This window comes from Candidatus Blastococcus massiliensis AP3, from assembly GCF_000582785.1.
Lineage (GTDB): Bacteria > Actinomycetota > Actinomycetes > Mycobacteriales > Geodermatophilaceae > Blastococcus > Blastococcus massiliensis.
In genome coordinates this window covers 711,503-738,080 of sequence record NZ_HG931173.1, presented here as the reverse complement: position 1 = coordinate 738,080, position 26,578 = coordinate 711,503, and the positions used below count along the sequence as shown (strand labels likewise).

The following is a 26,578-nucleotide window of genomic DNA, read 5'->3' as shown; positions in this document are numbered from 1 at the left end:
CGGCCGGCGGCGCGGCCGGTGCGGGACCGCCGGGCGGGGGTGGGGGCTGCTCCGGCGGCGGACCCGCCGGCGGCGGACTCCCTTCGGGCCGGAAGGCGACGGTCTCCTCACCCGGGGACGACGTCCTGTCGCGGGCGCCGATCGCCGGTCCCGGGGCGGCCGGGGAGCGGTAGGCGCCGGACGGCGGCGGAACCGGGCTGGTCGTGTCACCGCTCAGCGGCAGGGAGTCGACCGGGATGCCGGAGGCGTACGCCCGGGCGAGCGCGAGCACCTGGGCGACGTACTCGTCGGAGTGGTTGTACGCGAACACGGCCCGGCGTTGGCCGGCGTCGGTCCGCAGGTTGCCGCCGGCGACGCAGAGGTAGTTGGCCGAGGCCAGCGCGGCGTCGTCGATGTCGAAGGGGTTCGAGGCGCCGTCGCCGTCGCCGTCGACCGCGTACGAGCGCCAGGTCGTCGGGATGAACTGCATGGGGCCGACGGCGCGGTCGTACCGGGTGTCGCGGTCGAACCGGCCGCCGTCGCTGTCGCCGATGTAGGCGAACTTCCCGCCGTCGAGCGCGGGACCGCGGATCTCCGGGGTGGAGGTCCCGTCCGGGTTGAGGACGGCGCCGCCGAAACGGCCGTGGTTGGACTCCACCCGGCCGATCGCGGCGAGCAGCGACCAGTCGATGCCGCAGCCCGGGTCCGAGGCGTTCATGCGTGTGGCGGCGACCCGGTAGGCGTTGAGCGCGACGTTCGGGATGCCGTTCTCGGCGAGGCCGGTGATCACCACCGGGGTGGCCGGCTGGGGCCTGGCGACCGGGACCGGAGCTGCGGGGAGGGTGACCGACCCCTCCGGGGCGCCGCGGGAGAGGTCGGACACGTCGTCGTCCCGTTCCTCGGTGCTGGTCGTGGCGTCGGCTTCCTGCAGGCCGCCGTCGTCTGCGTTCTGTGCGCTGACGCCGCCGATGAGGCCGGCCCAGGCGAGGACGAAGGCCGCGAGGAGCAGCCAGCGGAAGCGCCGTCGCTCGTGACCTGCTCCTGGTCGGCCGTTCCGGACGATGCCCATGGACCCCTCGCACCCGTCGCCGCATTGCGTGCAGAACCGATGCCGTCCCCCCGTCCGGCGGGGCCTCGTTACCCGTGTCGTGTGGTCTCAATCACACGACGTGCCCTTCCCGGGACGCCGGACGCCCGGCGCCGGCGCCGGCGTCCCGGTGGCCTCCGGTCAGGCGAACTTGGCCTTGGCGTGCTCGCTGAACTGACGCATGGCCGCTGCGGGACCGATCTCCAGGAAGGCAGTGGCGTGGTCCATGCGGGCCGTGTGCCCCGCCGGCCAGTAGTAGGCCTCGCCCGCGCGCGTGACTTCCTCGGTGCCGTCGGCACCCGTGATCCGAACGGCGCCCTCCAGCACCACACCCCAGTGCGGGCTCGGACAACGGTCACCGGGCAGGCCCTCCAGGACCGGACCCATGTCCGTTCCCGCGGGAACGCGGGCGTAGCGCACCCCCATCTCTCCCCATTCGGTGTAGCGGGTGACGATCTCGCCCTGCTGGACCTCGAGGGGCAGTGCGTCGAGTTCGGCGTTCATGGTGGCGTCCTCTCGTCGGCGTCGTGGCCGGCATTCCTGCCGGTTGCAGGAGAAGGCGGAAGAAATCGTGTTCCGGCGGGAAGGACCGGGTTCTCCCGCGGGGCCGGTCGCGCCTCTACCCTCGGGCTCCCAGGCGGCGGAGGATCGATGGCGGCCACGGAGCTCGACCGGACGGTTCCGGACGCCGCGGCCGGGACGGCGCTGGCCCGTGGTGAGTGGACGGTGGCCCTGGATGCTCTCCGGCTGATCGGCGAGCAGCGGCGCCTGTCGGCCGTCGAGCTGGACATGCTGGCCCGCTCCGCCTACGGGGCCGGTGAGTTCGAACTCGCCATCACGTCCTGGGAGCAGCGCTTCGCCGACCGCCAGGCCGCGGGTGACCTCCCTGCCGCCGCCGCCACGGCCGCGACCATCGCGATGTACCTGATGATGGACACGGGCCTGATGGCGCCGGTGCGAGGCTGGCTCGCACGGGCCGACAGCCTGTCCGCGGGCAGCCCGGAATCGCCGACGTCGGCCCTGGTGGCGATGGCGCGGACCTACGAGCGATTCATGTGCGGCGACATGGAGGCCGCCCGAGCCTGGGCGGAGGCGGCCATCGACTACGGCCTGAGGCAGGCCGTACCGCTGGCCGTGGCGCTCGGGCGCGTAGCCAGAGCCCGCATCGTGATCCTCGACGGCGACGTGGACCGCGGCCTGGAACTGCTCGACGAGGCGGCGGTCAGCGTCGTCTCGGGCGAGCTCGATCCCCTCGGTGCCGGAATGGTCTACTGCGAGCTGATCTGCGCCATGCAGGGGCTCGCTCAGTACGACCGGGCCGAGCAGTGGACCGAGGCCATGGACCGGTGGCGCGCGGGGACGGCGTACGGCGGGATCAACGGCCGCTGTCGGGTGCACCGCGCGGAGATCCTCCGGCTGCGCGGCTCCTGCGCCGAGGCGGAGCGTGAGGCCCTGGAGGCCTGTCGCGAGCTGCGGCCCTGGATGCGCCGGGAGTTCGGCTGGCCCCTCACCGAGCTCGGCGTCATCCGCCTGCGCAAGGGCGACCTGCCCGGTGCGGAGGAAGCGTTCCTCGAGGCGCACCAGCACGGCTGGGATCCGCAACCCGGACTGGCGCTCCTCCGGCTCGCTCAAGCCGACGTCGCGGCCGCGTCGACCCTCATCGAGGACGCGCTCGAGCACCCCTGCGCCGTGCCGTCGAAGGAATGGCCGCCCTACGGCGCACTCCGTTCCGCACCACTTCTCGCCGCCCAGGTCGAGATCGTGCTGACGGCGGGCGACATCGCGACGGGGCGGGCGGCTGCCGCCCGGCTCTCGGAGATCGCCTCCACCTACCGCAGCCCCGCACTGGCGGCCGCCGCCGCTCTGGCGCACGGGCGGGTCGCGCTCGCCGAGGGGGATCCCGCTCCGGCCGTTCGGTGGTGCGAGGAGGCGCTCGCCGCCTGGAGCGAGGTGGGTGCGCCCTACGAGTGCGCCTCGGCGCGATTGGTGCTGGCCGAGGCGTGCCGGCTCATGGGCCGTGCCGACCGGTCGGACCTGGAGGAAGGCGTTGCGCGGACGACGCTCGAGCGGATCGGCGCGAGGTCGCCGCGCCCCTCACGGGAGCGGGTGGCCGACGGTGGCCGGTGCGCCTTCCGCCTGGACGGCGACACGCGCACCGTCGTCTTCGGTGGGCGGTCCGTGCTGCTGCGGGATCTCAAGGGCATGCACCACCTGGCTCGGCTCCTCGCCGCCCCCGACCGGGAGTTCCACGTCCTGGACCTGACGGCAGCCGAAGGCGGCGACGCCGTGCGCGCCGGCGGGAACGACACCGGACCGGCGCTGGACGACCAGGCGCGAGCCGCCTACAAGCGGCGCCTCGCCGAGATCGACGAGGACATGGACGAGGCCGCTGCCCTCGGTGACGACCTCCGGATTGCGCTGGGCCGCGCCGACCGCGAGTTCCTGGTCCGGGAACTGGCCGGGGCCTTCGGTCTCGGTGGGCGGCACCGGCTGCTGGGCTCGTCCGCGGAGCGGGCGCGGGCGAGTGTCACGCGGGCACTGCGCTATTCGATCGACCGGATCACCCAGCACCACGCCGGACTGGGCGACCATCTGACCCGGACCGTGCGGACAGGAACCTTCTGCTGCTACGCGCCGGATCCTCGGCTCGATCTCCACTGGGAGCTCTGACAGCGACGAGCGGGCGGTCACGGGTGGCGCCCTGAGCGCGCCCGGCAGGGATCGAACCTGCGACCAAGTGCTTAGAAGGCACCTGCTCTATCCACTGAGCTACGGGCGCTCGGTCGCTGATCATCGCATCGCGGGCCCTCGTGGTGGTCGGCGCCGAGTGCTGCGGCGTCCACAGCGGGGAGACGCATCCACAGATCCGCCCGCGGCCACCCCGCCGGCCGCCCGGCGCCCGAAGGTCGGAGCACGCCGGCACCGCGTCGGCCGCGCCACCGGGCGCAGCAGATCCGAGGAGCACCGTGAGCGCCACCAAGATGACCCTCGTCGGCAACGTCGTCACGTCGCCGACCCGCAAGCGCACGCAGAACGGCAGCGTCACCAACTTCCGTGTCGCGTCCACCGAGCGGTACTTCGACAGCGGCAGGCAGGAGTGGGTCGACGGCTCCACCTTCTTCCTCGACGTCGAGTGCTGGAACGACCTGGGCGGCAACGTCGCGCACAGCATCAGCAAGGGCGACCCGGTCGTCGTCGTGGGCAGCATGCGGACGCACGAGTGGGACTCCGACCAGGGCCGGCGCAGCCGGCCGCAGATGAGGGCCGAGGCGGTGGCCCTGAACCTGGCCCGCGGGATCGCCGAGTTCCGCCGGATGCCCCGTGCCGCGGGGGCGTCGGCGGCGGAGGAGCCCCCGGCGCCGACCGAGGAGCAGTTCACCGGCTCGCCCGAGGACCCGACCGACGGCCGGGACTACGAGGTGGCCGACGAGGCGTTCACCTCTCCGGACGCCGACGACCTCCAGCGGGAGCCCGCGCACGCATAGCGGTTGCCCCGGCTGGGAGGATCGGAGGTGAGAACGCAAGGGGGCAGGGCCGGGAACGCCGGCCCGCCCCCGCTCGCGAGACGACGGAAGGCTCCGAAGCCCAGTGGCTCAGTACATCTACACGATGGTCCGTGCGCGCAAGGCGCACGGCGACAAGGTGATCCTCGACAACGTCACCCTGTCGTTCCTGCCCGGCGCGAAGATCGGCGTCGTCGGCCCCAACGGCGCCGGCAAGTCGACCGTGCTGCAGATCATGGCCGGCCTGCAGCAGCCCTCCAACGGCGAGGCGACCCTCGCGCCGGAAGCGACGGTCGGCATCCTGCTGCAGGAGCCGCCGCTCAACGAGGCTCTCGACGTCCGCGGCAACGTCGAGGAGGCGGTGAAGCCGCTGCGCGACGCGCTGACCCGGTTCGAGGAGGTCAGCGCGGCGATGGGTGAGCCCGACGCCGACTTCGACGCGCTCATGGCCGAGCAGGGCGAGCTCATGGAGGTCATCGAGCAGCAGGACGGCTGGGAGCTCGACGCCCGCATCGAGCAGGCCATGGACGCGCTGCGCTGCCCGCCCGGCGACGCCGACGTCACCGTCCTCTCCGGCGGTGAGCGCCGCCGCGTGGCCCTGTGCAGGCTGCTGCTCGAGGCCCCGGACCTGCTGCTGCTCGACGAGCCCACCAACCACCTCGACGCCGAGAGCGTCGCCTGGCTGGAGCAGCACCTGGAGAAGTACGCCGGCACCGTCGTCGCGGTCACCCACGACCGGTACTTCCTGGACAACGTCGCCGAGTGGATCCTCGAGCTCGACCGTGGCCGGGCCTTCCCCTACGAGGGGAACTACTCCACCTACCTCGAGACCAAGGCCGCGCGCCTGCAGGTCGAGGGGGCGAAGGACGCCAAGCGCGCCAAGCGGCTCAAGGAGGAGCTGGAGTGGGTGCGCTCCGGCGCCAAGGCCCGGCAGGCCAAGAGCAAGGCCCGTCTGGCCCGCTACGAGGAGATGGCGGCGGAGGCCGACAAGTTCCGCAAGCTGGACTTCGAGGAGATCCAGATCCCGCCCGGCCCGCGTCTGGGCAGCGTCGTCGTCGAGACCAAGAACCTGACCAAGGGCTTCGGTGACCGGGTCCTCATCGACGACCTGTCCTTCACCCTGCCCCGCAACGGCATCGTCGGCGTCGTGGGTCCCAACGGCGCCGGCAAGACCACGCTGTTCAAGATGCTGGTCGGCGAGGAGAAGCCCGACGACGGTGAGATCAAGGTCGGCGAGACCGTCAAGCTCTCCTACGTCGAGCAGAACCGCAGCGGCATCGACCCCAAGAAGACGCTGTGGGAGGTCGTCTCCGACGGCCTCGACCACATCAAGGTCGGCAACGTCGAGATGCCCTCGCGGGCCTACATCGCGGCCTTCGGGTTCAAGGGCCCGGACCAGCAGAAGCCGGCCGGGGTGCTGTCCGGCGGTGAGCGCAACCGTCTCAACCTCGCCCTGACCCTCAAGCAGGGCGGCAACCTGCTGCTGCTCGACGAGCCGACCAACGACCTGGACGTCGAGACGCTGACCAGCCTCGAGAGCGCGCTGCTGGAGTTCCCCGGCTGCGCCGTCGTGGTCAGCCACGACCGGTGGTTCCTCGACCGCGTGGCGACGCACATCCTGGCCTACGAGGGCGACTCGACGTGGTTCTGGTTCGAGGGCAACTTCGACGACTACGAGAAGAACAAGGTCGAGCGGCTCGGTATCGAGGCCACCCGCCCGCACCGCGCGACCTACCGCAAGCTCAGCCGCGACTGACGGGGCCGCTCCGGCACGTCACGGCGGCCGGCGTGGAGCACCTGGCTCCGCGCCGGCCGTCGTCGTCTCCGTGGACCTCGGCGGTCCGCGCCTCTAGGGTCCGGCCACATCGGTCGCCCGCCGCGAAAGCGGCCCACCCGGAGGGCACGACATGACGGTGATGGGGCTGGCACGGGCCGAGCGCGAGGACCTGCGCGAGCTGCTGGGCGGGCTGACCCCGGAGCAGTGGCGAACCCCGTCGCTGTGCGCCGGGTGGACGGTCCAGGACGTCGTCGCGCACGTGCTGAGCTACGAGGAACTCGGTGCGCGGCGGCTCGTCGAACGGCTGGCCCGAGGTCGCTTCAGCCTCCATCGCACCAACGCGGCCGGGCTGCGGGAGTACGGGACACGCACGCCCGCCCAGCTGGTCGAACTCCTGGACGACCACCTGACGCCCGCGGGCCTCACCGCCGGCCTGGGCGGGGCGATCGCGCTGACCGACGGGATGGTCCACCAGCAGGACATCCGCCGACCGCTCGGCCTGCCGCGGGAGATCCCCGCCGAGCGGCTGGTACCCGCGCTGCGCACCGCCCTCCTCTCACCCGTTCTCCACGGCGTGCTGCGCCTGCGGGACGTCCGCCTGGTGGCCACCGACATCGACTGGACCTTCGGCCGCGGTCCCGAGGTGCGGGGGAAGGCGGAGGCGATCCTCATGGTCGCGGCCGGGCGAGGGGTCGCCGTCGCCGAGTTGTCCGGGCCGGGCCAGGAGCGGGTGGCCCGCCGGCTGGCCGGCTGAACCGCCCCGGTCCGGCTCGGCGGTCGGTCGTGCGGCAGGGTGGCGGCGTGAGGCACACCGCGGCTGTCCCGATGCGCTGGTCGGACATGGACGCCTACCAGCACATCAACAACGTGGCCTTCCTCGGCTACTTCGAGATGGCCCGCATCAGCCTGTTCCGTGAGCAGCCCGATCACGATCACCGGACCGGGCGGCGGCAGGGTCTGATCGTCGCCGCGCACGAGATCGCCTACAAGCGCCAGGTCGTCTACTCCTCGACCCCGCTGCAGGTCGACGTCTGGGTCACCGACGTCCGTGCGGCGACCTTCCTGTGCCGCTACGAGCTCTTCGACCACGGCAATCTCGCCGTCACCGGCTCCACCAAGATCGTGCCGTTCGACTTCGGCCTGGCGCGCCCGCGCCGGCTCACGCCCGAGGAGAAGGAGTTCCTGGCCCGCTGGGCCGACGAGCCCGAGGCCTGATCCGGGCCCTCCCAGCCTCGTGCCCCGGACATGCAACGACCCCCCGGCGCCGAGGCGCCAGGGGGTCGAATGCGGAACGGCTCAGCCGCGGCGGAGGAACTTCCAGGCCGCCCCGAGGACGCCGGCCGCGATCGCGGCCTTCACCAGGCCACCGAGGATGAACGGGTAGAAACCGGCGTCCAGCGCCTGCGCGGCGGACATGTCGGCCGCGACGGCCAGCCACGGGACACCCACGGCGAAGATGACAGCCTGGCCGGCCACGAACAGCGGCACCGACTTGAGCGGGTTGCGGTCGGCGCCGTAGCGGGCGGCCAGACCGATCAGGAACGCGGCCGGGATGAAGCCGATGACGTAGCCACCGGTCGCGCCGAAGACGGCGTCGACGCCGCCGCTGGCCTCCGAGTAGAACGGCAGCCCGACCAGCGCGCACGCCATGTAGGCGACCTGCACCGCGATGCCGCGCACCGGGCCCAGAGCGGCGGCGGTGAGGACGACGGCCAGCGTCTGTCCGGTGATCGGGACCGGCGAGCCGGGCACCGGGACGGACACCTGGGCGAGCAGCGCGGTGAGCAGCACACCGGATGCCACCAGTGCCACGTTGCGGGCGCGGACGTCAGGGACGAGGTCGGCGAGAACGAGCGGACGTGACGGCAGCGCCGGCATCGAAGCGGTGGCCACGAAACCTCCTGGTAGGGCGGGTCGGCCTCCGTCGGGCGGACGGGGGGCCGAGGGGCATCGGAGAGTCTGCACTACGGCCTGCCCGCGCTGCCGCGGCGGTGGGTCAGGCCCGGAGCCACACGGCGGCGTCCACCGGCAGCGTCCCGGCCGACACCACGGCGCTGGCCAGCAGCACCTCTCCCTCCGGCAGGGGCACGGCGGCGGGGGACAGGTTCACCAGGCAGACCAGCCCTCCGGGACGGCGGAACGCCAGGCAGCCTTCCGGCGCGGGCAGCCACTCCATCCCGTCACCGCGCATGGCGGGCGAGGTGGCCCGGAGCGCCAGAGCCCGTCGATACAGCGACAGCATCGAGCTGTCGTCCGCTGCCTGCGCCGCCGCGGTGAGCGTCGCCCAGCCCTCCGGCATCGGCAGCCAGGTGTCGGGGCGTGCGGAGAATCCGTACGGAGGCTCGGCGCCCGACCACGGCAGCGGGATGCGGCAGGCGTCGCGGCCGCGCTCCGTGCGCCCGGACCGCTCCCAGATCGGGTCCTGGAGCGCCTCGTCGGGCAGGTCGACGTCGGGCAGGCCCAGCTCGTCGCCGTTGTAGACGTAGACGACGCCGGGCAGCGCGAGCTGGAGCAGGGCTGCCGCCCGCGCCCGGCGGATGCCGAGGTTTCCGTCGCCGTAACGCGTGACGTGGCGCGGGCGGTCGTGGTTGGACAGCACCCAGCAGGCCGGTGCCGGTGTCCCCTCCACGGTCGCGAGGGAGTGCTCGATCGCCGTCCGCAGCTCCTCGGCGTCCCAGTCGGCCGTGAGCAGCTTGAAGTTGAACGCCAGTTGGAGCTCGTCGGCTCGCAGGTACCGGGCCAGCCGGTCGTCGTCGGAGACCCAGACCTCGCCGACGGCCATCCGGCCGGGGTACTCGTCCAACACCCGCCGGATGCGTCGGTGCACCTCGTGCACGCCGTCGTCGTCGAAGCGGTGGTCGCCGGGACCGTGGTCGGCCAGGAGGCCGGTGTCCTCCATCGGGACCATGTCCGGCAGCCCCTCCGGCTTGGCCATGCCGTGCGCGACGTCGATGCGGAAGCCGTCGACCCCGCGGTCCAGCCAGAAGCGCAGCGTCTCCTCGAGGTCGGCGAGCACCTCGGGGTGGGTGAAGTCCAGGTCGGGCTGCTCCGGGGCGAACAGGTGCAGGTACCACTGCCCGTCGGGGACCTGCGTCCACGACGGGCCACCGAAGACCGACGGCCAGTTGTTCGGCGGCTCGGCGCCGTCGGGCCCCCGGCCGTCGCGGAACAGGTACCGGGCCCGCTCGGGTGAGCCCGGGCCGGCGGCGAGCGCCGCCTCGAACCACTCGTGGGCGTGCGAGCTGTGGTTGGGCACCACGTCCACCGTGACTCTCAGGCCGGCCGCGTGGGCGTCGGCCAGCAGGGCGTCGAACTCGGCGAGGTCGCCGAAGATCGGCTCGACGTCGCGCGGATCGGCCACGTCGTAGCCGTGGTCGGCCATCGGCGAGGGGTAGAAGGGCGTGATCCAGAGGGCGTCGACGCCCAGGTCGACCAGGTGCGGCAGGCGGGCCCGGATGCCCGCCAGGTCACCGACGCCGTCGCCGTTCCCGTCGGCGAAGCTGCGGATGTACACCTGGTAGAAGACGGCGTTCCGCCACCATTCCGGGGTCACCGGACTCCTCGTGCTCGTGGGATCGGATGGCGACGAGATCTGCACACTCGGCGCCTTCAGGCCCCTGATGGGGACGAGTGCGCAGATCTCGCCCCCCCGGAAGGCTCAGGGGGTGAGGTCGCTGCCGGCGTCGGCGGGGAAGCGGTTCTGCATGCTGCGTGCCGCCATCTCCAGGTAGCCCCACAGCGTGGCGTCCTGCTCGGGGGTGAGCTCCAGCGAGTCGACGGCGTCGCGCATGTGCGCGAGCCAGGCGTTCCGCTCGGCCGGGCCGATCGCGAACGGCGCGTGCCGCATCCGCAGTCGCGGGTGGCCGCGCTCGTCGGAGTAGGTGGTCGGGCCGCCCCAGTACTGCTCGAGGAACCCGCGCAGCCGCGTCTCGGCGCCCTCCCAGTCGTCCTGCGGATACATCGGCGCGAGCACCGGATCGGTGCGGACGGCGGCGTAGAAGCGGGTGACCAGGCGGTCGAAGGTCGCGTGCCCGCCGACCTCCTCGTAGAACGTCGTCCGCTCGGACGGCGACCGCCTCGACTGACTCATGCCCGCGCTGCTCCCTCGACCTCGACTGCGTCGGACGCCTGCTGCTGCGTCCGTCGATACGCGATCAGCGCCGGGACGACGGCGATCATTCCGACGCCACCGCACAGCATCAGCACACCGCTGGGCATCATCCCCTCCGCCGCCAGTCCCGCGGCGAGGGCGCCGATGCCCTGCACGCCGTAGAGGCCGCTGACGGCGACGCCGAACGCGCGCCCGCGGAAGGCAGCCGGCGTCGCCTGCACGAAGGCGATGTTGAGCGGGATGAACCAGGTCGCCCCGAGGCCGCTGAGGAACAGCAGGGCGAGCAGCGCGCCGAACGACGATGCGTCGGCGTCGGTGAGGGCGACCACGAGACCACCGGCCAGGAGTGGGGCCAGCGACAGGAGCATCAGCGGGGCCATCAGCCGTTCCCGGCGCGCCGCCGGCACGAACCGCCCCAGCAGCAGTCCGCCGACGACGACACCGGCGGGAGTGGCGGCCAGCAGCACGCCGACGGAGGCAGCACCCCGCTCCAGCTCCGCCGCCAGCGGTGCTGCCACGCCCTCCCAGGCGTTGCCGAACAGCGCACCGAGCCACAGGAGGGCGACGATGGACAGCATGCGGCGGGTCCCGCCGAGGAAGCGCAGGCCCTCGGCGGTGTCGCGCCACAGGGACTGGCCCGCGCCCGGCGCCGGGGCAGGCCTGCGCTGCAGCCGTGCGCCCAGCCAGACCGCCGACACCGCGAAGGCGACCGAGGTGATGCCCAGCGCGAGAGAGGGATGCAGGGCGACCAGCGCGCCCCCCACCAGGAAGCCGGCGACCTGGGCCACCTGCAGGGTCACCGTGGTGAGGGAGATCGCGACCGCGTAGCGCTCGCCGTCGAGCACATCGGCCATGAGCGCCGACCGGGCCGACTCGAACGGCGGCGCGCACAGCGCCACGAGCAGCAGCAGGCCGAGCAGGACCAGCAGGGGCATCCCGGGGATGGCCATCAGCGCCAGGAGGGCGGCCCGGGCGACGTCGGTGACGACGAGCACGCGGTGCCGGGGCAGCCGGTCGGCCAGGGTGGACAGCAGCGGGCCGCCGATGATCCACGGGAAGTGGCTGATGGCGAAGGTCAGCGCCGACAGCAGCGGCGAGTTGGTGCGCTGGTAGACCAGCACCGTCAGGGCGACGCGGGCCAGTTCGTCCCCGGCGGTGGACAGCAGGAACGTGCCGAACAGCGGCCGGAACTCCGGGACGGCGAAGACCTCGCGGTACGACGCCGGGCGGCCGGGCACCTCCACCGGCGCGTCGTCGGCGGTCAGCGGAGCCCCGACCCGGTGCGTGCCGGCACGAGTACGGCGTCGCTCGCCCCCGCGCGGCCCCCGCGCCGCGCGGACGCCGGTCGGGTGACCGTCGCGACCACGGATAGTGACCTGTTCATCACCGTAATTGTTTCAGGCGCCCGCCGTCCTGTCAGCGACCGGCGCGGTGGCGTCCTCCCCAGGTGTCAGGCCGGTGTGCGCGGCGAGGAAGGCCAACTGGTCGGCGGCGAGCCCGACGGTGCGGCTGACCGCCCGCGCACCATGGCCGACGGAGACCTCCCGGCGCAGCACGACGGGTGCCGACGAGGTGGTCGCGTGCTGCAGCGCCGCGGCGAGCTTGCGGCCGTGCAGCGGGTGCACGCGGGTGTCGGACTCGAAGGTCGTGAACAGCACCGCCGGGTACGCCGTGCCCTCCCGCGCCGCGTGGTACGGCGAGTAGCCCAGCAGCCAACCGAGCTCGGTCGGGTCCTCGGCCGTGCCGTACTCGTCGTTCCAGGTGCGGCCCAGGCCGAACAGCTCGTACCGGACCATGTCGAGCAACGGCGCGCTGCAGACGACGGCGGCGGCGAGCTCCGGTCGCTGGGTGAGGGTGGCGCCCACGAGCAGCCCGCCGTTGGAGCCGCCGAAGACGCCCAGCTGCCCGTGCGTCGTCCACCCTTCGGCGACCAGGTGCTCGGCGGCGGCGGCGAAGTCGTCGAAGACGTTCTGCTTGCGCTCGCGCATGCCCGCCCGGTGCCACTCCTCGCCGTGCTCGGAGCCACCGCGCAGGTTCGCCACCGCCCAGACGCCACCCGCCGCGACCCAGGCCAGCGCCTGCGCGCTGTACGCCGGGGTGAGCGAGACGTTGAAGCCGCCGTACCCGTAGAGCACCGCCGGCAGCGGGGTCTCCGGCGTGCCGGTCCCGGACAGCACGAACAGGTGCACCGGCGTCCCGTCGGCGGAGGTCGCGTGCGTCTCGACGACGGTCAGTTCCGGGACGGCGCCGGCGACGGCGGCCCGCTCCCAGTCCTCGAGCGCCGACGGGGAGCCGGCGTCCCAGCGCAGCACCGACGGGGGAGTGGCGTAGTCGGTGTAGCCCACCCATGCCTCGGAGCCGCCCTCCGGCCGGGAGACGACGCCGGCGATGCTGCCGGCGCCCGGGGCAGGCACGTCGCCGATGCGGCCCGAGCCGTCCGCGGCCCACACGGAGAGCCGGTCGGTCGCGTCCACCGCGTGCACGGCGAGGACCCGCAGGTCGCCGTCGGGACCGTCCACGAGGGTGACGTCGGACAGGACGGCGCCCTCCTGCTCGGGGACGACGTCGCGCCAGGACTCCGGCGCCCAGGTGGCGGGGTCGGCGGGGTCGGCGACCGCCAGCCGCCACCGCGGCGTGCCGCGATCCGACATCAGCCACAGCCGGCCGTCGCGGGCCACCCAGGCCGCGGTCTGCGCGTCGACGCCCACCTGCAGGTCGCGCAGGGGGCCGTTCCCGGCGAGGTCGGCCAGCCAGACGTCGTCCCGCGGCGCGGTGCCCACCGAGCGGGAGACGACCAGCCACCGGCCGTCCCGGCTGGTGTGCACGCCGAAGTAGCTGGCCGGGTCGCTGCCCTCGCCGTGCACGAGGACGTCGTCGTCGGCCGGTGTGCCGACGCGGTGCCGCCAGACCCGGCGGTGGAACTGCTCCTCGCCGGCCGGCACCTGATCGGGAGCCAGGCGGCGGACGTAGAACAGCTCCTCGCCGCCGGGCAGCCAGGCCACGGGGGAGTAGCGGCACCGGTCGACCGGGCCGTCGATGACCTCGCCGGTCGCCACGTCCAGCACGAAGAGCCGCGACTCCTCGTCGCCGCCGGTGGAGAGCTGGTAGGCGAGGCGGTCGCCCTCGACGGACGGCGACCACGCGTCGAGCGTCGTCGTGCCGTCGGGGTCGAGTGCCATGGGATCGATCAGCACGCGGACCGTGCCGTCGGCCTCGCGGACGCGCAGCACCGCGTGCTCCTGGCCGGGGTCGCGGCGGGTGGAGAAGGCGCGCGTCCCGCGCCACGCGGGCAGGCCGACGGCGCCGGAGTGGACCAGTTCCTCCATCCGGGCGGCGAACGCCGGACGCAGGGGAAGGGCGCCGAGCACCTCCGCGGCGAGGGCGTCCTGCTCCTGGCTCCACGCGGCCGTGCGAGGGTCGGCGTCGTCCTCCAGCCAGCGGTAGGGGTCGGCGACGGGACGTCCGTGCAGGTCCTCGACGAGGTCGAGCCGGGGGGCCTCGGGATAACGCATCCGGCCACGGTAGAGGCGTCGCTGACCCGCCAGGACGGGGCGCCCGCGAAATCCGGCAGCGCCGATCGGCTGCTTCCGGGTCAGAATGGGGCAGCCCGCGGGTCTCGGAGCCACCGGCGGTCCGGGGCGACCGGAGGTGATCCGTGCTGCGCGCCGCGTCCGGGTCGACGCCGGTGGGTCACCCAGGCCCCCGCCGCGACCCACACCATCCATCGGTCCTGCCCGTGCCCTCGCCCGGGACGACCAGCGCGACCCTGCTGCTCAACGCCACGTTCGAGCCGCTCTGCGTCGTCTCGAGCCGGCGGGCGATCGTGCTCGTGCTCGCCCAGAAGGCCGAGCCGGTCGACTCGTCGTCCGACGTGGTCCACGCCGAGCGCGTGAGCCTCCCGGTTCCGGTCGTGGTGCGGCTGAACCGGTACGTGCGGGTGCCGTACCCGTCGTCCGTGCCGCTGTCGCGGCGGGCCGTGTTCACCCGTGACGGGCAGACGTGCGTCTACTGCGGCGGCTCGGCCACCAGCATCGACCACGTCGTCCCGCGGAGCCGGGGCGGCACCCATACGTGGGACAACGTCGTAGCCGCCTGCCGGCGGTGCAACCACACCAAGGCCGACCGCTCCCTGGCCGAGCTGGGCTGGCAGCTCCCGCACCCGCCGCGCACCCCGAGCGGCGCGGCCTGGCGGCTGCTCGGGCACCGCACCGTCGACCCGCGCTGGCGGGAGTGGCTGGGCATCCCTGAGAGCGTCAGCGCATGACCTCTCCCGCCACCGCCCGGCTCCTGTGGAGTCTGGGCGAGCCGTTCCACGCGCTCACGTACTTCGCCGAGGAGGCGGGCGCGGCCTTCGCAGCCGCCGGCCTGCGCGGGTTCTGGGCCGGCTACTTCGCCGGCCGGGCGGCGCCGTTGGGCGCGGTCGGGCCTGCGGTGGTCACCGCGACGTTCGTGAACTTCGCGCCGGGGTTCGTGGCCCGGCGGGTTCCCGGCGTCTGGGAGCAGGCGAGCCCCGCTGCGGCGCTGGACGCCCGGCTGGCCGGGGTGGACGCAGCGGTTCGCCGGGTGCTGGGGGAGGAGTGGATCACCTCCGCCGACGCGGTCGAGGCGAGGGAGCTGGCGTCGTCCGCGGCGGCCGCCGTCGACCTGCCCGGCCGCCCGCTGGCGGCCGCCAACAGCGCGCTGGACGGACCCGGCGAGCCGCACCTGGTGCTGTGGCAGGCGCTGACGACGTTGCGCGAGCACCGCGGCGACGGGCACACCGTCGCGCTGGTGCAGCGCGAGGTCGACGGCGTGCAGGCGCACGTGCTCGCCGTCGCGGCCGGCCGGTCGGACCGCGCGTGGCTGCAGAAGGCCCGGGGGTGGGACGACGCCGCCTGGGACGGCGCCGCCGCCCGGCTCGCCGACCGCGGCTGGCTCACCGGGGCCGAGCCGGATGCGGAGCTCACCGCCGAGGGGCTGGCGATGGTCACCGCGATCGAGGCCGACACCGATCGGCTGGCGCTCGGGCCGTGGCAGGCGCTGGGCGCGGCCGGCTGCGACCGGCTCGCCGAGCTGCTCCGGCCGGTGCGCCGCGCCGTCGTCACCGCGGGGGTGTGGCCCGCGAACAACCCGATCGGCGTCCCCGACCCGGACTGACTCCCGACGTTCAGGTGACGCGGGCGCGCTCGGCGGGGAAGGCCTCGTAGGAGCGGTCGGTCAGGATCTCGCGGAACCGCGCCATCGCGTCCCACACGTCGACGAACCGGGTGTAGAGGGGCGCCGGCCCCAGCCGCACGCGGTCGGGCGTCCGGAAGTCCGGCACCACCTGGCGGTCGACCAGCGCCTGCGTCAGCTGCCACGCCTGCGGATGGGCGAACGTGACGTGCGAGCCGCGGCGCGACGCCTCCCGCGGTGAGGCCAGCGCCACGCCCTCGGGCACGAGCCACGCGTCGCCGAGCGCCACGATCAGGTCGGTCATCGCCCGGCCCTTGGCGGCCAGCGTCTCGATGCCGGCCTCGGCGACCAGCGCCGCGCCCACCTCCACCGACGCCATGCCGAGCACCGGCGGCGTCCCGACGCCGAACCGCTCGATGCCCTCGGCCGGGACGTACTCCGGGCCCATCTCGAACTGGTCGCGCTGACCGAACCAGCCCTGGATCGGCGAGCGCAGCTCCTCCTGCAGTTCGCGCCGCACGTACAGGAACGCCGGCGCCCCCGGCCCGCCGTTGAGGTACTTGTACGTGCAGCCGACGGCCAGGTCGGCGCCGCTCGCGTCGAGGTCGACCGGCACCGCGCCCACGGCGTGGGAGAGGTCCCAGAGCAGCAGGGCGCCGGACTCGTGCACGAGCCGGGTGACCTCGGCGACGTCGGCCAGCGCACCGGAGCGGTAGGCCACCAGCGAGAGCACGACGACGGCGACGCGCTCGTCCAGCCCGGCAGCGAGCACCTCGAGGTCGAGTCCCTGGTCGATGTCGGCCTCGATCTCGCGCACGGTCATGCCGCGCGCCTCGGCGACGCCCGCGACCACGTATCGGTCCGTGGGGAAGTCGTCGGCGGTGCAGACCAGCACGTCCCGGCCGGGCCGGGACGCCGCACCGGCGACCAGCAGCTTGTAGAGGTTCACCGTGGTGGAGTCGCCGACCAGGACCTGACCGGGCGCGGCTCCGAGCACGCCGGTGCCGAGCGCGTCGCCGATCCGTGTCGCCGCGCCGATCCACTGCGACCACGATCCGACCAGCCCGCGGGCCCACTCCTCCTCGACCACGCGGCTCAGCGTGGCCGGCGTGGCCAGGGGCATCCGGCCCAGCGAGTTGCCGTCGAGGTAGAGCAGCCCGTCCTCGCCGGCACCGGCGAAGCGCCCGCGGAAGCCGGCGAGGGGATCGGCCGCGTCGAGGGCCTCCGCGGCGGCACGGGAGAGGTCCATGCCGTCCTGTGTACGTCACCCCGGTGGGCGGCTGCCCGCAGGGGCACCGGACTAGCGTCGCCGTCCGTGACCCAGCTGCACGACCTGACCGCGCTCGAGCAGGCCGCCGCCGTCCGCGGGGGCGAGGTGACGCCCACCGAGCTGGTCGAGCACGCGCTGCGCCGGATCGAGGCCCACGACGCCGGGCTCGGTGCCTTCATCACCGTCACCCCCGAGCGCGCGCTGGCTGCCGCGGCCGCCGCCGAGCGCCGGCTGTCTGCAGGCGGCGAGCTACCGCCGCTGCTCGGCGTCCCCACCGCGATCAAGGACCTGAACAGCACCGCGGGGGTGCGGACGACGTACGGCTCGCGGGTCACCGCCGACTTCGTGCCCACGGTGGACGACGCCGTCGTCACCCGGCTGGCCGCGGCCGGGACGATCAGCCTGGGCAAGACGAACACGCCGGAGTTCGGCTACCCCTGCTACACCGACAACGACCTCGTCGGCCCGGCCCGCTGCCCGTGGGACCCCGCCCTGCTGGCCGGCGGCTCCAGCGGCGGGTCGGCGGTCGCGGTCGCCGCCGGGTTCGTGCCGTTCGCCCAGGGCAGCGACGGCGGCGGCTCGATCCGGATCCCGGCCAGCATCAACGGGCTGGTCGGCCTCAAGCCCGCACGGGGACGGATCAGCAGCGCGCCGATGGGCGGCGACGCCACCGGCCTGGGCACCAGCGGACCGCTGGCGCGGACCGTCCGGGACGCCGCGGCGATGCTCGACGCGATGGCCGGGCCCGAGCCCGGGGACTTCGCGTGGGCGCCGCCGCTGCCCCCGGGGGAGACCTTCCTGGCCGCGGCCGGCCGCGAGCCGGGGCGGCTGCGGATCGGCCGGTTCACCGAATCGGTGATGCCCGGCGCGGAGCTGCAGCCGGAGATCGTCACCGCCCTGGACGACGCGGAGCGGCTGCTCACCGACGTCGGTCACGTCGTCGAGCCGGCGCCGCCCGGCCTGCTGGGGCCCGAGGTGCTGGCCGCGTTCGAGCGGGTGTGGTCGCTCTCCGGCGCGACCCTGCCGGTTCCGCCGGAACGCGTGGGGGAGCTGCGACCGATCACCCAGGAACTGCGCGCCCGCGGCCTGGCCATGTCGGCGAAGGACGCGATGGAGGCGCTGACGGCGCTGCGGCTGTTCTCCCGCCGGTTCCTGCAGGCGACCGCGGGGTTCGACGTCCTGCTCGCACCGGTGACCACCATGACGCCGCGGCCGATCGGCTGGTTCACCGACGGGGCCGACGGCGCCGAGGACTTCGAGCGCAACAAGCGCTACGCCGCCTTCACCGCCCTCTACAACGTGACGGGGCAGCCCGCCGTCAGCGTGCCGCTGCACTGGACGGTCGGCGGCCTGCCCATCGGTTCGATGCTGGTGGGACGGCCCGCCGACGAGTCCATGCTGATCTCCCTGGCGGCCCAGTTGGAGGCTGCCCGGCCCTGGGCGCACCGACACCCGGCCGTCTGGGGGAGCGCGGCGGGCTGAGCGCGGAGGGTGCCGGTAAGTTGACCGGCGTGACCGTTGCCGAGACCATCCTCGTCTTCGTCGGGGCCCCACTGGCCGTGTTCCTGGTGCTGGCGTTCCTGACCCTGGGACCCGGAGTGCGCAACCGGCGCCCCCGGTACAAGCCGGGCCAGGCGTGGACGCACGAGCCCGTCTGGTACGAGCCCCACCCGGAGAGCACCGGGCACGGGGGCGGACACGACGGCGAGACCGCCGCGATCGGCTCCTCGGTCTACGGGGAGCGGCACGGCAGCGACGCCGCCGCGACCCACGCGGTCAGCGGCGGCACGTCCGGTGGCGACGGCGCGACGGCGCCCCGGCCCGTGCCGGGCGGCCCGCTCGGCGGCGCGCGGGGCACCTGGTGAGCGTCCCGATGACCCCTGCCGGATCCGCGATCGACCTGCCCGGAGGCCCGCGATGACCAGCGCGCTCGAAGTCCAGTCCCACGACACCGCGACGACCCAGACCGATGCGGCGCGCACGGACGAGTCCCTCGACCAGATCTTCAGCTTCCGCGAGCTGGCCCGCATCGACGAGGCGCTCACGATGTCCTCGCGGGAGACCGGCCTGCGCTTCACGCTCTACGTCGGCGAACTCGGCACCCCCACCCGGCGGCGCGCCGAGGAGCTGCACGCCTACTCCGGCGGCGACACCTCCGAGGCGGTGCTGATCGCCGTCTCCCCTGGCCAGCGCGTGGTGGAGGTCGTCACCGGCGCCGCGGCGGCCCGGCGGCTGCCCGACCGGGCCTGCGCGCTCGCGGTGCTCTCGATGACCACCGCCTTCGCCGGCGGCGACCTCGTCGGCGGCATCGTCAACGGACTGCGCCAGCTGTCCGACCAGGCCGGCCGGCCCTCCCGCCGCCACTAGAACATCGCGGTCCTCCCGGACCGCACCGCGGCCAGGAGCCGTCCCCCATCCGGGCTGAGCGGCTGCCCGTGTCCCGATCGGGGAGCCTCCGGCCCCCGCGATCGGTCCACCTCGGGCGCGCCCGAGCGCCTCAGAGCCCGGCTTCGGCGTCCCGTTCGCGGGCGCGAAGGGCGCGGGCGATGCCGTCCCGGCCCTCGAACACGAGCCGCCGCAGGGCCGAGGGCTGGGTGGCGTCGGCGAGCCAGGCGTCGGCCGCGATGATGGTGCGTGGCTCGACCACCGGCGGGAACAGGTACTGGACGGCGTTCTTCGCGATCTCGCCCGGACGCCGGTCCCAGATCTGCCGGATGTCGGCGAAGTAGCGGTCCACGTAGTCCGCGGTCAGCTCGCGCTGTGCCGGGTGCCAGAAGCCGGCCACCAGCGCCTCGTGGACGGCGTTGGGCACCGCGTCGTCGTGGAAGGCCTGCTGCCAGGCCTCGGCCTTGGCCTCCGCGCGCGGTCGCAGCGCGCGGGCCGTGGCCGCACGGCGGACGCCGGTCGCGGTCGCGTCCCGCGCCTCCTCCGCAGCGATCTCGTCGTCGCCGGCCACCCCGAGGGCGACGAGCCCGTGCAGGAACGCCCAGCGCGCGTCGGCATCGACGACGAGCCCTTCGACGGTGCGCGAGCCGTCGAGCAGACCCCGCAGCGCCGCGACGTGCTCGTCGGTCCGGGCGGCGGTCGCCAGCGTGCGCGACCAGAGCAGCTGCTGGTCGCTCCCGGCGGGGGAGGACTCCAGCGCGGCGAGGGCATGGTCACCCAGCTGGGCCCAGCCGGTGGGCGCCCACGACGGGTCCGCGAAGCTGCTCAGCGCCGCCTGCACCCGGGCCAGCAGTGACTGGACGACGCTGCTCTCGCTCTCGGTGCCCACACCGGCCAGCACCAGCTCGACCCAGTCGCGGGCGGGCAGCTCGGCGTCGCGGGTCATGTCCCACGCCGCCGACCAGCACAGCGCCCGGGCCAGGGGGTCGGTCATGGCACCGATGCGGGCGCGCAGCGTGGCCAGGGAGCGCTCGTCGAGCCGCAGCTTGGCGTAGGTCAAATCGTCGTCGTTGACCAGGACGAGGTCGGCCGCCGGGTGCCCGACCAGCTCCGGCACCTCGGTGCGGGCGCCGGCGACGTCCAGCTCGACGCGGTGGCTGCGGGTCAGCCCGTCGGGGCCCTCGCTGTAGAGGCCGACGGCCAGCCGGTGGTTGCGCAGCACCGGGTGCTCGTCGACGGCGGTCTGCTCGATGGCGAAGCTGCCGTAGCGGCCGTCGTCGGTCAGGTCGAACACGGGGCGCAGGGTGTTCACCTGGCTGGTGCGCAGCCACTGGTCGGCCCACTCCGAGAGGTCGCGGCCCGAGCTCTCCGACAGCGGCCCCAGCAGGTCGTCGAGAGTGGTGTTGCCGTACTCGTGCTTGCGGAAGTAGCGGCGCACGCCGGCGAGGAACTCCTCGCGGCCGACGTAGGCGACCAGCTGCTTGAGCACGGAGGCGCCCTTGGCGTAGGTGATGCCGTCGAAGTTGACCTCGACCGCGGCGACGTCGGGGATGTCGGCGGCGATCGGGTGCGTCGAGGGCAGCTGGTCCTGCGCGTAGGCCCACGCCTTCTCGGTGTTGGCGAACGTCGTCCACGCCGTCGTGTACTCGGTCGCCTCGGCCTGGCAGAGGGTGCTGATGTAGGTCGCGAACGACTCGTTGAGCCACAGGTCGTCCCACCAGCGCATGGTCACCAGGTCGCCGAACCACATGTGGCCCAGCTCGTGCAGGATCGTCTCGGCGCGGCGCTCGTAGCGGGCCCGGCTGACCTTCGAGCGGAAGACGTAGTCCTCGAGGAAGGTGACCGCGCCGGCGTTCTCCATCGCCCCGGCGTTGAACTCGGGCACGAAGAGCTGGTCGTACTTGTCGAAGGGGTACGGGTAGTCGAACACCTGGTGGTAGAAGTCGAAGCCCTGCTTGGTGACCCGGAACAGCTCCTCCGGGTCGAGGTACTGGGCCAGGCTCGCCCGGCAGTAGAGCCCCAGCGGAATCCCGTCGTGGACGTCGGTCACCTTGGCGTAGGGGCCGGCGATGAGCGCGACCAGGTACGTCGAGATGCGCTTGGTGGGCGCGAAGTGCACCAGCTGGGAACCAGCGGGCCCCGCCTCGACGGTGCGGCCGCTGGAGTTGGACACGACCTGCCAGTCGAAGGGCGCCGTCACGTGCACCGCGAAGGTCGCCTTGAGGTCGGGCTGGTCGAAGCAGGCGAACATGCGCTTGGCGTCGGCCGGCTCGAACTGGGTGTAGAGGTAGACCTGCCCGTCCTCCGGGTCGGTGAACCGGTGCAGCCCCTCGCCGCTGTTGGAGTAGCGGCAGTCGGCGGTGACGACGAGCTCGTTCCGCTCGGCCAGGTCGGGCAGCGGGAGGCCGCTCTCCTCGTCCCAGGTGCTCACGTCCAGCTCGACGCCGTTCAGCGTGGCGGAGCGGAGGGTCTCGGCCACCAGGTCGATGAAGGTGGCGGCGCCGGGCTCCCGGCAGCCGAACACGACCGTGGTCGTCGACTCGAAGGTGCGCTCGCCGGGTCGGCCCTCGCCGTCGGTGACGTCGAGTGCGAGGTCGTAGCTCTCGACGGTCAGCAGCTCGGCGCGGGCAGCGGCATCGGTGCGGGTGAGGTTGGGGGCAGCCACGTGCGGCAGCTTCCCACGTCGGGACGACGGCATTCGCGGCCGCGGTGGGACCTCGGGCACAGCACGCGGTCCGTCGCGCGGGGGAACAACGCGGCGGTGATGCTGATTGGCACCGGAGCAGAGCCCGTGAGGCCGCCCGGGCCCCCCGACGCGAGGAGAACCGCATGACCGAGGCAGTGCAGAGCGCCCCCGTGAAGGCGCGCGTCGACTTCTGGTTCGACCCGCTGTGCCCGTGGGCCTGGCTGACCAGCCGCTGGGTGCTCGAGGCGGCCAAGGTGCGCGACATCGACCTGCACTGGCACGTCATGTCGCTGGCCGTCCTGAACCGCGGGCGTGACCTGTCCGAGGACTACCAGGCGATGATGAAGAAGGCGATCGGCCCGGTCCGGGTCGCGATCGCCGCCGCCCAGCAGCACGGCGACGAGGTCCTCGGCGACCTCTACACCGCCATGGGCACCCTGCGGCACCACGAGGGCGTGGAGCTCGAGGACCTGGTCGCGCCCGCCCTGGAGCGCGTCGGCCTGCCGGCGTCCCTCGCCGAGGCAGCGACCTCCACCGAGTACGACGAAGCACTCGAGAAGAGCCACCACGCGGGCATGGACCCGGTCGGTGACGACGTCGGCACGCCGGTCATGCACATCGACGGCGTGGCCTTCTTCGGTCCGGTCATCAGCAAGGTGCCCACCGGTGAGGACGCGGGCAAGGCCTTCGACGGCGCCGTCCTGCTGGCCAATCTCCCCGACTTCTGGGAGCTCAAGCGCACCCGGCAGTCCGGTCCCGACCTGGAGTCCGTCCCCGCCGAGACCCTCGAGCTCACCCGCTCCTGAGAAGGGACCCCGCTTCCCCCCACCACTCGCGAGCTCGCGGCGGGCCCCTGAACCGGGGCCAGGGGGTGCGGCAGGATGTCCTGATGCCGAGTCCCGTCCGTCAGCGGATCTTCATCTCCGGCGCCAGCGCCGGCCTCGGCCAGGGCATGGCCCGCCGGTTCGCCGCCATGGGCCGCGACCTCGCCCTGACCGCACGCCGGCTCGACCGGCTCGAGGCGCTGCGCGAGGAACTGCTCGCCGCGCACCCCGGCATCCGCGTCGTCGTCGCGGCCATGGACGTCGACGACCCGGGATCGGTCGCGACCGTGATGCCGCGGCTGGCCGAGGAGCTGGGCGGCTTCGACCGGGTGATCGTCAACGCGGGCATCGGCAAGGGCGGCTCGGTCGGCACGGGGCACGCCGCCGACAACCGCGCCGTCCTGCTCACCAACGTCCTCGGTTCGCACGCGCAGTGCGAGGCGGCGATGGAGATCTTCCACAGCCAGGGCGCAGGGCACCTGGTGCTCATCTCCTCGGTCGCCTCCGTCCGCGGCATGCCGGGCACGCGCACCGCCTACGGCGCCAGCAAGACGGCGCTGAACTCCCTGGCCGAGGGCATCCGCTCGGACGTCTACGGCTCGCAGATCGTGGTGTCCGCGATCCTGCCCGGCTACATCGCCACCGACATCAACGAGGGACGGCGCGGTCCGCTGACCGTCGGCCTGGACAAGGGCGTGGACGCACTGGTCGCCGTCGTCGAGCGCGAGCCGGTGCGCGGCTACGTGCCGGAATGGCCGTGGCGCCCGGTCGCCCGGCTGCTGCGCCTGCTGCCGCTCTCGATCGTCCGCCGACTCACCGGCTCCTGAGGGCTTGCGGCGCCGGAAGTCCGGGCCGCCCCGGGACTTTCGGCGCCGAAAGTCCGCGCGCTCACCAGCAGATGCGCATCGGCCGGCCCACCAGCAGCGCGCGCACCCAGCCGCCCCGCCAGCGGTCGACCCCCAGCACCGCCACGGAACCAGCCTGTCAAACTTGCCGCCATGCGCGTCTTCGTCGGTACCGACCACGCCGGCCTCGAGTTCAAGGAGCACCTGAAGAAGGCGCTCGCGGAGGCCGGGCACGAGCCCGTCGACTGCGGAGCGTTCGAGTACGACGCCCAGGACGACTACCCGCCGTTCTGCTTCGAGGTGGGGGAGCGGACCGTCACCGAGCCCGGCTCGCTCGGCGTCGTCATCGGTGGCTCCGGGAACGGCGAGCAGATCGCCGCGAACAAGGTGCCCGGCGTCCGTGCCGCGCTCGTGTGGAACACCGCGACCGCACAGCTGGCGCGCGAGCACAACGACGCCAACGTCGTCTCCATCGGTGCGCGTCAGCACAGCGTCGAGGAGGCCACCGAGCTGGTGCTGGAGTTCCTCCGCACCCCGTTCAGCGGCGACGAGCGGCACGTCCGCCGGATCGGGCTGATCAGCGACTACGAGCGGGACCGGCACCGTCCGGCCGGCGGTCAGCCGACCGGGCCGCAACAGCACCCGTGAGAGCACTGGACGGCGACGCCGTCCGGGCTGCCGGAACGGCGGTGCGCGAGTTGCTCGACGGCGTCCCGGACGGGGACGCCGAGGTGCCGGTGATGGGCTCGACGGTGACGGCGGTCGGGCAGCACGTGGCGACGTGTCTGGCCTGGTATGCCCACGACCTGGCGGCGGGCGCCCAGGAGACCAGCCCCGCCGACCTCGTCCCACTGCCCGAGGCCTCGCTCGCCGTGGTGGGCCGGACCGTCGGAGCGTGGGGCGAGGTGCTCGCCCGCACGGTCGACGGCGCCGCCCCCGAGGACCAAGGCTGGCACTCGCACGGCGTCGCCGACGCCGCCGGGTTCGCCGCGATCGGCTGCGCGGAGCTGCTCGTCCACGGCACCGACGTGGCCGACGCCCTCGGACTCGACTGGTCGCCTCCGGCCGACGTCGCCGCGGGGGTCCTCGGACGGCTGTTCCCGGAGGTCACCGGCGTCGAGGACCCGATCGTCGGGCTGCTCTGGGCGACGGGGCGCGGAGACCTGCCCGGCCGGGAGCGCCGGGCCGGGTGGACCTACGCGATGGTGCCCTCGGACGACTAGAACTCGTCGGGACACCACGGCGCGATGGGCCAGCCGAAGCCGGTCGACGCCTGGACGACCGCTCCGGGGCTGACCTCGTGCACCCGCCCGGCGGCCTGCAGGCCGGCCAGCGAGACCCCGCCGAGGTAGACCGCCGACAGCTCTTCGATGCCGAGCACCACGTCGGGGTCCCGGTCGGTGCGGTCGCAGCGCGCGCCGGCCGGATGACCCCGCAGGTGCCAGCGCCCGCTGTTCTCCGGGCAGAACTTGTCCCGCACCTCGAAGACCATGTCCAGCGGCGCCGGGTAGCGGCGAGCCGACAGCGCCGGGCCGACGTCCACGAGCCGTACCCACAGCGCGTCGTAGGGACGCGCGTGCAGCGCCCGTGCGTCGTGCAGCAGGTGGCGCAGGGGGTCGTCCACCGAGGCCGACGGCGCCTCCACCGTGCGGACCAGGTCGAGGGAGAGCAGGTACGACCACAGCGCGGCGTAGGCGGCCGGCGTGGCGGCACGCACCTCCCCGACGCGGATCCGGCCCTCGGGCTCGCCCTCGTCGCTCCACTTCTGCCTGCGCCGGTAGGTGGCGTAGCCGGTCGGCGTGCCGTCGGGCTCGCTGTGCAGCAGCAGTTGCTGCGCCGACCACCCGTGCCGGGACTCGGGCTCGTCCAGCAGCAGCCGGTCCCACCAGCGCTCGTCGCGGGCCATGTTGCCCGGCACCCACCGGCGCAGCCGGTCGTGCAGGCCGACGGCGCCGGCGCGGAACTCCTCGGCCTCGACCGGCCGGACCGAGCCGGCGCCGGTGTCGGCGTCCCGGCGCAGCCGCAGCCGCTCGGTCGGGCCGCTCCACCCGCCCCGCCAGGTCGCCGGTGCGTATCCGAACCGGCCGTAGATCGCCGACTCGGCTGCCCACAGTGCCGCGACAGGCTCCCGCTGCGCCGCCCGGACCTCGTCGAGCTGGCGACGCATGATCGCGGTGAGGACGCCGCGGCGCCGGTGGGTCGGCGCGACGGTGATCCAGGTGACGCCGGCGCACGGGACGACCGCACCCGGGACGGTGAGCTCGAGGCTGTAGAGGCCCGCCGTCGCCGCGACGCGGTCGCCGTCCCACAGGGCGAGCGACCGGTCCAGCTCGGCCACCGGGCTGGGGGTGTCCACGTACCGACCGGTGGGCTCCTCGCCGAACACGCCGTACATGGAGCGGAGGAACCGGGGCCACTCCTCGGCCGTGATCGGGCGGAGCTGGTCGGCGAGGTCGTCGGGCACGGGACAGGTCTACCGCTCGGGGCTGCGGGAACGCCAACGGGTTGTGCGGGACCGATCCGCTGTCAGGATGCGCGGATGGACGACGAACGGCCGATCGGCTGGTGGGTCAAGCGGCTCGACGCGCTCCTCGAGGAGGCGGTCGACTCGGTCGTGGCCGGCGAGGGGCTCACCCGCCGGCACTGGCAGGTGCTGCACGCGCTGGCCGAGGGCGTCGAGCAGGAGAGCGACGTCGTCGCCTCGCCGGCCGACGTCCCCGACGACGCGCCCGCCGTCTTGGCCGATCTGGCGGACCGCGGTTGGGTGGACCGGCCGCGGGCCGGCGTGGTGCGGCTGACCGGAGACGGCGTCGCGGCGCACGACCGGGTGTCGCGGGCCGTGGGCCGGGTGCGCCGGCACACCGCTGACGGGCTCTCCCGCCAGGAGTACGAGCGCACCATCCTGGTCCTTCGCCGGATGGTCGAGAACGTGGAGCGGGTGCTGCGCCGGGACTGAG

Annotated in this window: 25 protein-coding genes and 1 tRNA gene; 15 read left to right on the top strand and 11 right to left on the bottom strand. The window is 73.9% G+C overall.

The window, feature by feature from the left end; genetic code table 11:
- Together BN344_RS18870 and BN344_RS03600 are read right to left on the bottom strand one after the other, a co-directional pair.
- Window positions 1–1,048, bottom strand: a 1,048-nt coding sequence (locus tag BN344_RS18870; protein WP_155858804.1) for a lytic transglycosylase domain-containing protein, incomplete at its 3' end; no start/stop codon positions are given.
- 159 nt (window positions 1,049–1,207) lie between these two features.
- Window positions 1,208–1,570: a cupin domain-containing protein gene (locus BN344_RS03600; RefSeq protein WP_051515517.1), complete on the bottom strand. Its 363-nt coding sequence runs from the start codon at window positions 1,568–1,570 to the stop codon at window positions 1,208–1,210.
- A gap of 147 nt (window positions 1,571–1,717) precedes the next feature.
- Between BN344_RS03600 and BN344_RS20565 the strand changes: the two genes are divergently transcribed.
- A complete protein-coding gene (locus BN344_RS20565; protein WP_081788335.1) occupies window positions 1,718–3,736 on the top strand; it encodes a hypothetical protein in 2,019 nt (672 codons plus the stop codon).
- Window positions 3,737–3,772: 36 nt separating this feature from the next.
- Here the strand turns inward: BN344_RS20565 and BN344_RS03590 are convergent.
- Window positions 3,773–3,845, bottom strand: a tRNA-Arg gene (locus BN344_RS03590).
- Window positions 3,846–4,032: 187 nt separating this feature from the next.
- Between BN344_RS03590 and BN344_RS03585 the strand changes: the two genes are divergently transcribed.
- The 4 genes from BN344_RS03585 to BN344_RS03570 all read left to right on the top strand — a co-directional run bounded on the left by BN344_RS03585 (window position 4,033) and on the right by BN344_RS03570 (window position 7,561).
- Complete coding sequence (locus BN344_RS03585; protein ID WP_051515516.1) at window positions 4,033–4,551, top strand: single-stranded DNA-binding protein; 519 nt, start codon at window positions 4,033–4,035, stop codon at window positions 4,549–4,551.
- A gap of 103 nt (window positions 4,552–4,654) precedes the next feature.
- Complete coding sequence (ettA, locus tag BN344_RS03580) at window positions 4,655–6,325, top strand: energy-dependent translational throttle protein EttA (RefSeq protein WP_040337015.1); 1,671 nt, start codon at window positions 4,655–4,657, stop codon at window positions 6,323–6,325.
- 151 nt (window positions 6,326–6,476) lie between these two features.
- Window positions 6,477–7,100, top strand: a complete 624-nt coding sequence (locus tag BN344_RS03575) for a maleylpyruvate isomerase family mycothiol-dependent enzyme (RefSeq protein WP_040337014.1) — start codon at window positions 6,477–6,479, stop codon at window positions 7,098–7,100.
- A 47-nt stretch (window positions 7,101–7,147) separates the two neighbouring features.
- On the top strand, window positions 7,148–7,561 hold the full coding sequence (locus tag BN344_RS03570; RefSeq protein ID WP_040337893.1) for an acyl-CoA thioesterase: 414 nt from the start codon (window positions 7,148–7,150) through the stop codon (window positions 7,559–7,561).
- An 81-nt stretch (window positions 7,562–7,642) separates the two neighbouring features.
- Here BN344_RS03570 and BN344_RS03565 read toward each other — a convergent pair whose 3' ends face one another.
- From BN344_RS03565 to BN344_RS03545, 5 genes are all read right to left on the bottom strand, one after another.
- A complete protein-coding gene (locus BN344_RS03565) occupies window positions 7,643–8,239 on the bottom strand; it encodes a biotin transporter BioY (protein ID WP_040337013.1) in 597 nt (198 codons plus the stop codon).
- 103 nt (window positions 8,240–8,342) lie between these two features.
- Window positions 8,343–9,899 carry a glycoside hydrolase family 13 protein gene (locus tag BN344_RS03560; protein ID WP_040337012.1) on the bottom strand — a complete coding sequence of 519 codons (1,557 nt, stop codon included), beginning with the start codon at window positions 9,897–9,899 and terminating at the stop codon, window positions 8,343–8,345.
- 105 nt (window positions 9,900–10,004) lie between these two features.
- Entirely contained in the window at window positions 10,005–10,436 is a 432-nt protein-coding gene (locus tag BN344_RS03555) for a globin (RefSeq protein WP_040337011.1), read from the bottom strand.
- Complete coding sequence (locus BN344_RS03550; protein ID WP_231486472.1) at window positions 10,433–11,701, bottom strand: MFS transporter; 1,269 nt, start codon at window positions 11,699–11,701, stop codon at window positions 10,433–10,435. Before BN344_RS03550 ends, BN344_RS03555 begins: the two co-directional genes overlap by 4 nt.
- Before the next feature lie 153 nt (window positions 11,702–11,854).
- Window positions 11,855–13,969, bottom strand: coding sequence for a prolyl oligopeptidase family serine peptidase (locus BN344_RS03545; protein ID WP_051515515.1), 2,115 nt, complete (start codon window positions 13,967–13,969; stop codon window positions 11,855–11,857).
- A gap of 224 nt (window positions 13,970–14,193) precedes the next feature.
- Between BN344_RS03545 and BN344_RS03540 the strand changes: the two genes are divergently transcribed.
- Both BN344_RS03540 and BN344_RS03535 read left to right on the top strand, forming a co-directional pair.
- Window positions 14,194–14,721 carry an HNH endonuclease gene (locus BN344_RS03540; protein ID WP_040337010.1) on the top strand — a complete coding sequence of 176 codons (528 nt, stop codon included), beginning with the start codon at window positions 14,194–14,196 and terminating at the stop codon, window positions 14,719–14,721.
- A complete protein-coding gene (locus BN344_RS03535; RefSeq protein ID WP_040337009.1) occupies window positions 14,718–15,593 on the top strand; it encodes an SCO6745 family protein in 876 nt (291 codons plus the stop codon). Before BN344_RS03540 ends, BN344_RS03535 begins: the two co-directional genes overlap by 4 nt.
- A gap of 10 nt (window positions 15,594–15,603) precedes the next feature.
- On the opposite strand, the gene kynU is transcribed toward BN344_RS03535, so the two are convergent.
- Entirely contained in the window at window positions 15,604–16,860 is a 1,257-nt protein-coding gene (kynU, locus tag BN344_RS03530; RefSeq protein WP_040337008.1) for a kynureninase, read from the bottom strand.
- Between the two features lie 66 nt (window positions 16,861–16,926).
- On the opposite strand from kynU, the gene BN344_RS03525 reads away from it, so the two are divergent.
- From BN344_RS03525 to BN344_RS03515, 3 genes are read left to right on the top strand one after another with little or no spacing between them, the layout of a single operon-like run.
- Window positions 16,927–18,363 (top strand): amidase, encoded by a 1,437-nt coding sequence (locus BN344_RS03525; RefSeq protein WP_040337007.1) that lies wholly within the window; start codon window positions 16,927–16,929, stop codon window positions 18,361–18,363.
- 29 nt (window positions 18,364–18,392) lie between these two features.
- The gene (ctaJ, locus tag BN344_RS03520) at window positions 18,393–18,746 is read left to right on the top strand and encodes an aa3-type cytochrome oxidase subunit CtaJ (protein WP_040337006.1); all 354 of its coding nucleotides are present in this window, start codon (window positions 18,393–18,395) and stop codon (window positions 18,744–18,746) included.
- Window positions 18,747–18,798: 52 nt separating this feature from the next.
- Window positions 18,799–19,248: a DUF5130 family protein gene (locus BN344_RS03515; protein WP_040337005.1), complete on the top strand. Its 450-nt coding sequence runs from the start codon at window positions 18,799–18,801 to the stop codon at window positions 19,246–19,248.
- A 130-nt stretch (window positions 19,249–19,378) separates the two neighbouring features.
- Here the strand turns inward: BN344_RS03515 and pepN are convergent, their stop codons facing one another.
- Window positions 19,379–21,931 (bottom strand): aminopeptidase N, encoded by a 2,553-nt coding sequence (gene pepN, locus BN344_RS03510; RefSeq protein ID WP_040337004.1) that lies wholly within the window; start codon window positions 21,929–21,931, stop codon window positions 19,379–19,381.
- A gap of 164 nt (window positions 21,932–22,095) precedes the next feature.
- On the opposite strand from pepN, the gene BN344_RS03505 reads away from it, so the two are divergent.
- The 4 genes from BN344_RS03505 to BN344_RS03490 all read left to right on the top strand — a co-directional run bounded on the left by BN344_RS03505 (window position 22,096) and on the right by BN344_RS03490 (window position 24,844).
- Window positions 22,096–22,758 (top strand): mycothiol-dependent nitroreductase Rv2466c family protein, encoded by a 663-nt coding sequence (locus tag BN344_RS03505; protein ID WP_040337003.1) that lies wholly within the window; start codon window positions 22,096–22,098, stop codon window positions 22,756–22,758.
- Between the two features lie 83 nt (window positions 22,759–22,841).
- Entirely contained in the window at window positions 22,842–23,603 is a 762-nt protein-coding gene (locus tag BN344_RS03500; protein ID WP_040337002.1) for an SDR family oxidoreductase, read from the top strand.
- Between the two features lie 171 nt (window positions 23,604–23,774).
- Window positions 23,775–24,269 (top strand): ribose-5-phosphate isomerase, encoded by a 495-nt coding sequence (locus BN344_RS03495; protein WP_040337001.1) that lies wholly within the window; start codon window positions 23,775–23,777, stop codon window positions 24,267–24,269.
- The gene (locus BN344_RS03490; protein WP_081788334.1) at window positions 24,266–24,844 is read left to right on the top strand and encodes a hypothetical protein; all 579 of its coding nucleotides are present in this window, start codon (window positions 24,266–24,268) and stop codon (window positions 24,842–24,844) included. Before BN344_RS03495 ends, BN344_RS03490 begins: the two co-directional genes overlap by 4 nt.
- Here the strand turns inward: BN344_RS03490 and BN344_RS03485 are convergent.
- Window positions 24,841–26,085 carry a GNAT family N-acetyltransferase gene (locus BN344_RS03485; RefSeq protein WP_040337000.1) on the bottom strand — a complete coding sequence of 415 codons (1,245 nt, stop codon included), beginning with the start codon at window positions 26,083–26,085 and terminating at the stop codon, window positions 24,841–24,843. The genes BN344_RS03490 and BN344_RS03485 overlap by 4 nt on opposite strands.
- Window positions 26,086–26,160: 75 nt before the next feature.
- Between BN344_RS03485 and BN344_RS03480 the strand changes: the two genes are divergently transcribed.
- On the top strand, window positions 26,161–26,577 hold the full coding sequence (locus BN344_RS03480; protein ID WP_040336999.1) for a hypothetical protein: 417 nt from the start codon (window positions 26,161–26,163) through the stop codon (window positions 26,575–26,577).
- The last annotated feature ends 1 nt before the right edge of the window (window position 26,578 follow it).

Coding starts and splice junctions, on each gene's coding strand:
- BN344_RS03480 (WP_040336999.1), top strand. CDS start 26,161: ATGGACGACGAACGGCCGATCGGCTGGTGGGTCAAGCGGCTCGACGCG.
- BN344_RS03500 (WP_040337002.1), top strand. CDS start 22,842: ATGCCGAGTCCCGTCCGTCAGCGGATCTTCATCTCCGGCGCCAGCGCC.
- BN344_RS03515 (WP_040337005.1), top strand. CDS start 18,799: ATGACCAGCGCGCTCGAAGTCCAGTCCCACGACACCGCGACGACCCAG.
- BN344_RS03535 (WP_040337009.1), top strand. CDS start 14,718: ATGACCTCTCCCGCCACCGCCCGGCTCCTGTGGAGTCTGGGCGAGCCG.
- kynU (WP_040337008.1), bottom strand. CDS start 16,860: ATGGACCTCTCCCGTGCCGCCGCGGAGGCCCTCGACGCGGCCGATCCC.
- BN344_RS03495 (WP_040337001.1), top strand. CDS start 23,775: ATGCGCGTCTTCGTCGGTACCGACCACGCCGGCCTCGAGTTCAAGGAG.
- BN344_RS03575 (WP_040337014.1), top strand. CDS start 6,477: ATGACGGTGATGGGGCTGGCACGGGCCGAGCGCGAGGACCTGCGCGAG.
- BN344_RS20565 (WP_081788335.1), top strand. CDS start 1,718: ATGGCGGCCACGGAGCTCGACCGGACGGTTCCGGACGCCGCGGCCGGG.
- BN344_RS03600 (WP_051515517.1), bottom strand. CDS start 1,570: ATGAACGCCGAACTCGACGCACTGCCCCTCGAGGTCCAGCAGGGCGAG.
- BN344_RS03505 (WP_040337003.1), top strand. CDS start 22,096: ATGACCGAGGCAGTGCAGAGCGCCCCCGTGAAGGCGCGCGTCGACTTC.
- BN344_RS03555 (WP_040337011.1), bottom strand. CDS start 10,436: ATGAGTCAGTCGAGGCGGTCGCCGTCCGAGCGGACGACGTTCTACGAG.
- BN344_RS03545 (WP_051515515.1), bottom strand. CDS start 13,969: ATGCGTTATCCCGAGGCCCCCCGGCTCGACCTCGTCGAGGACCTGCAC.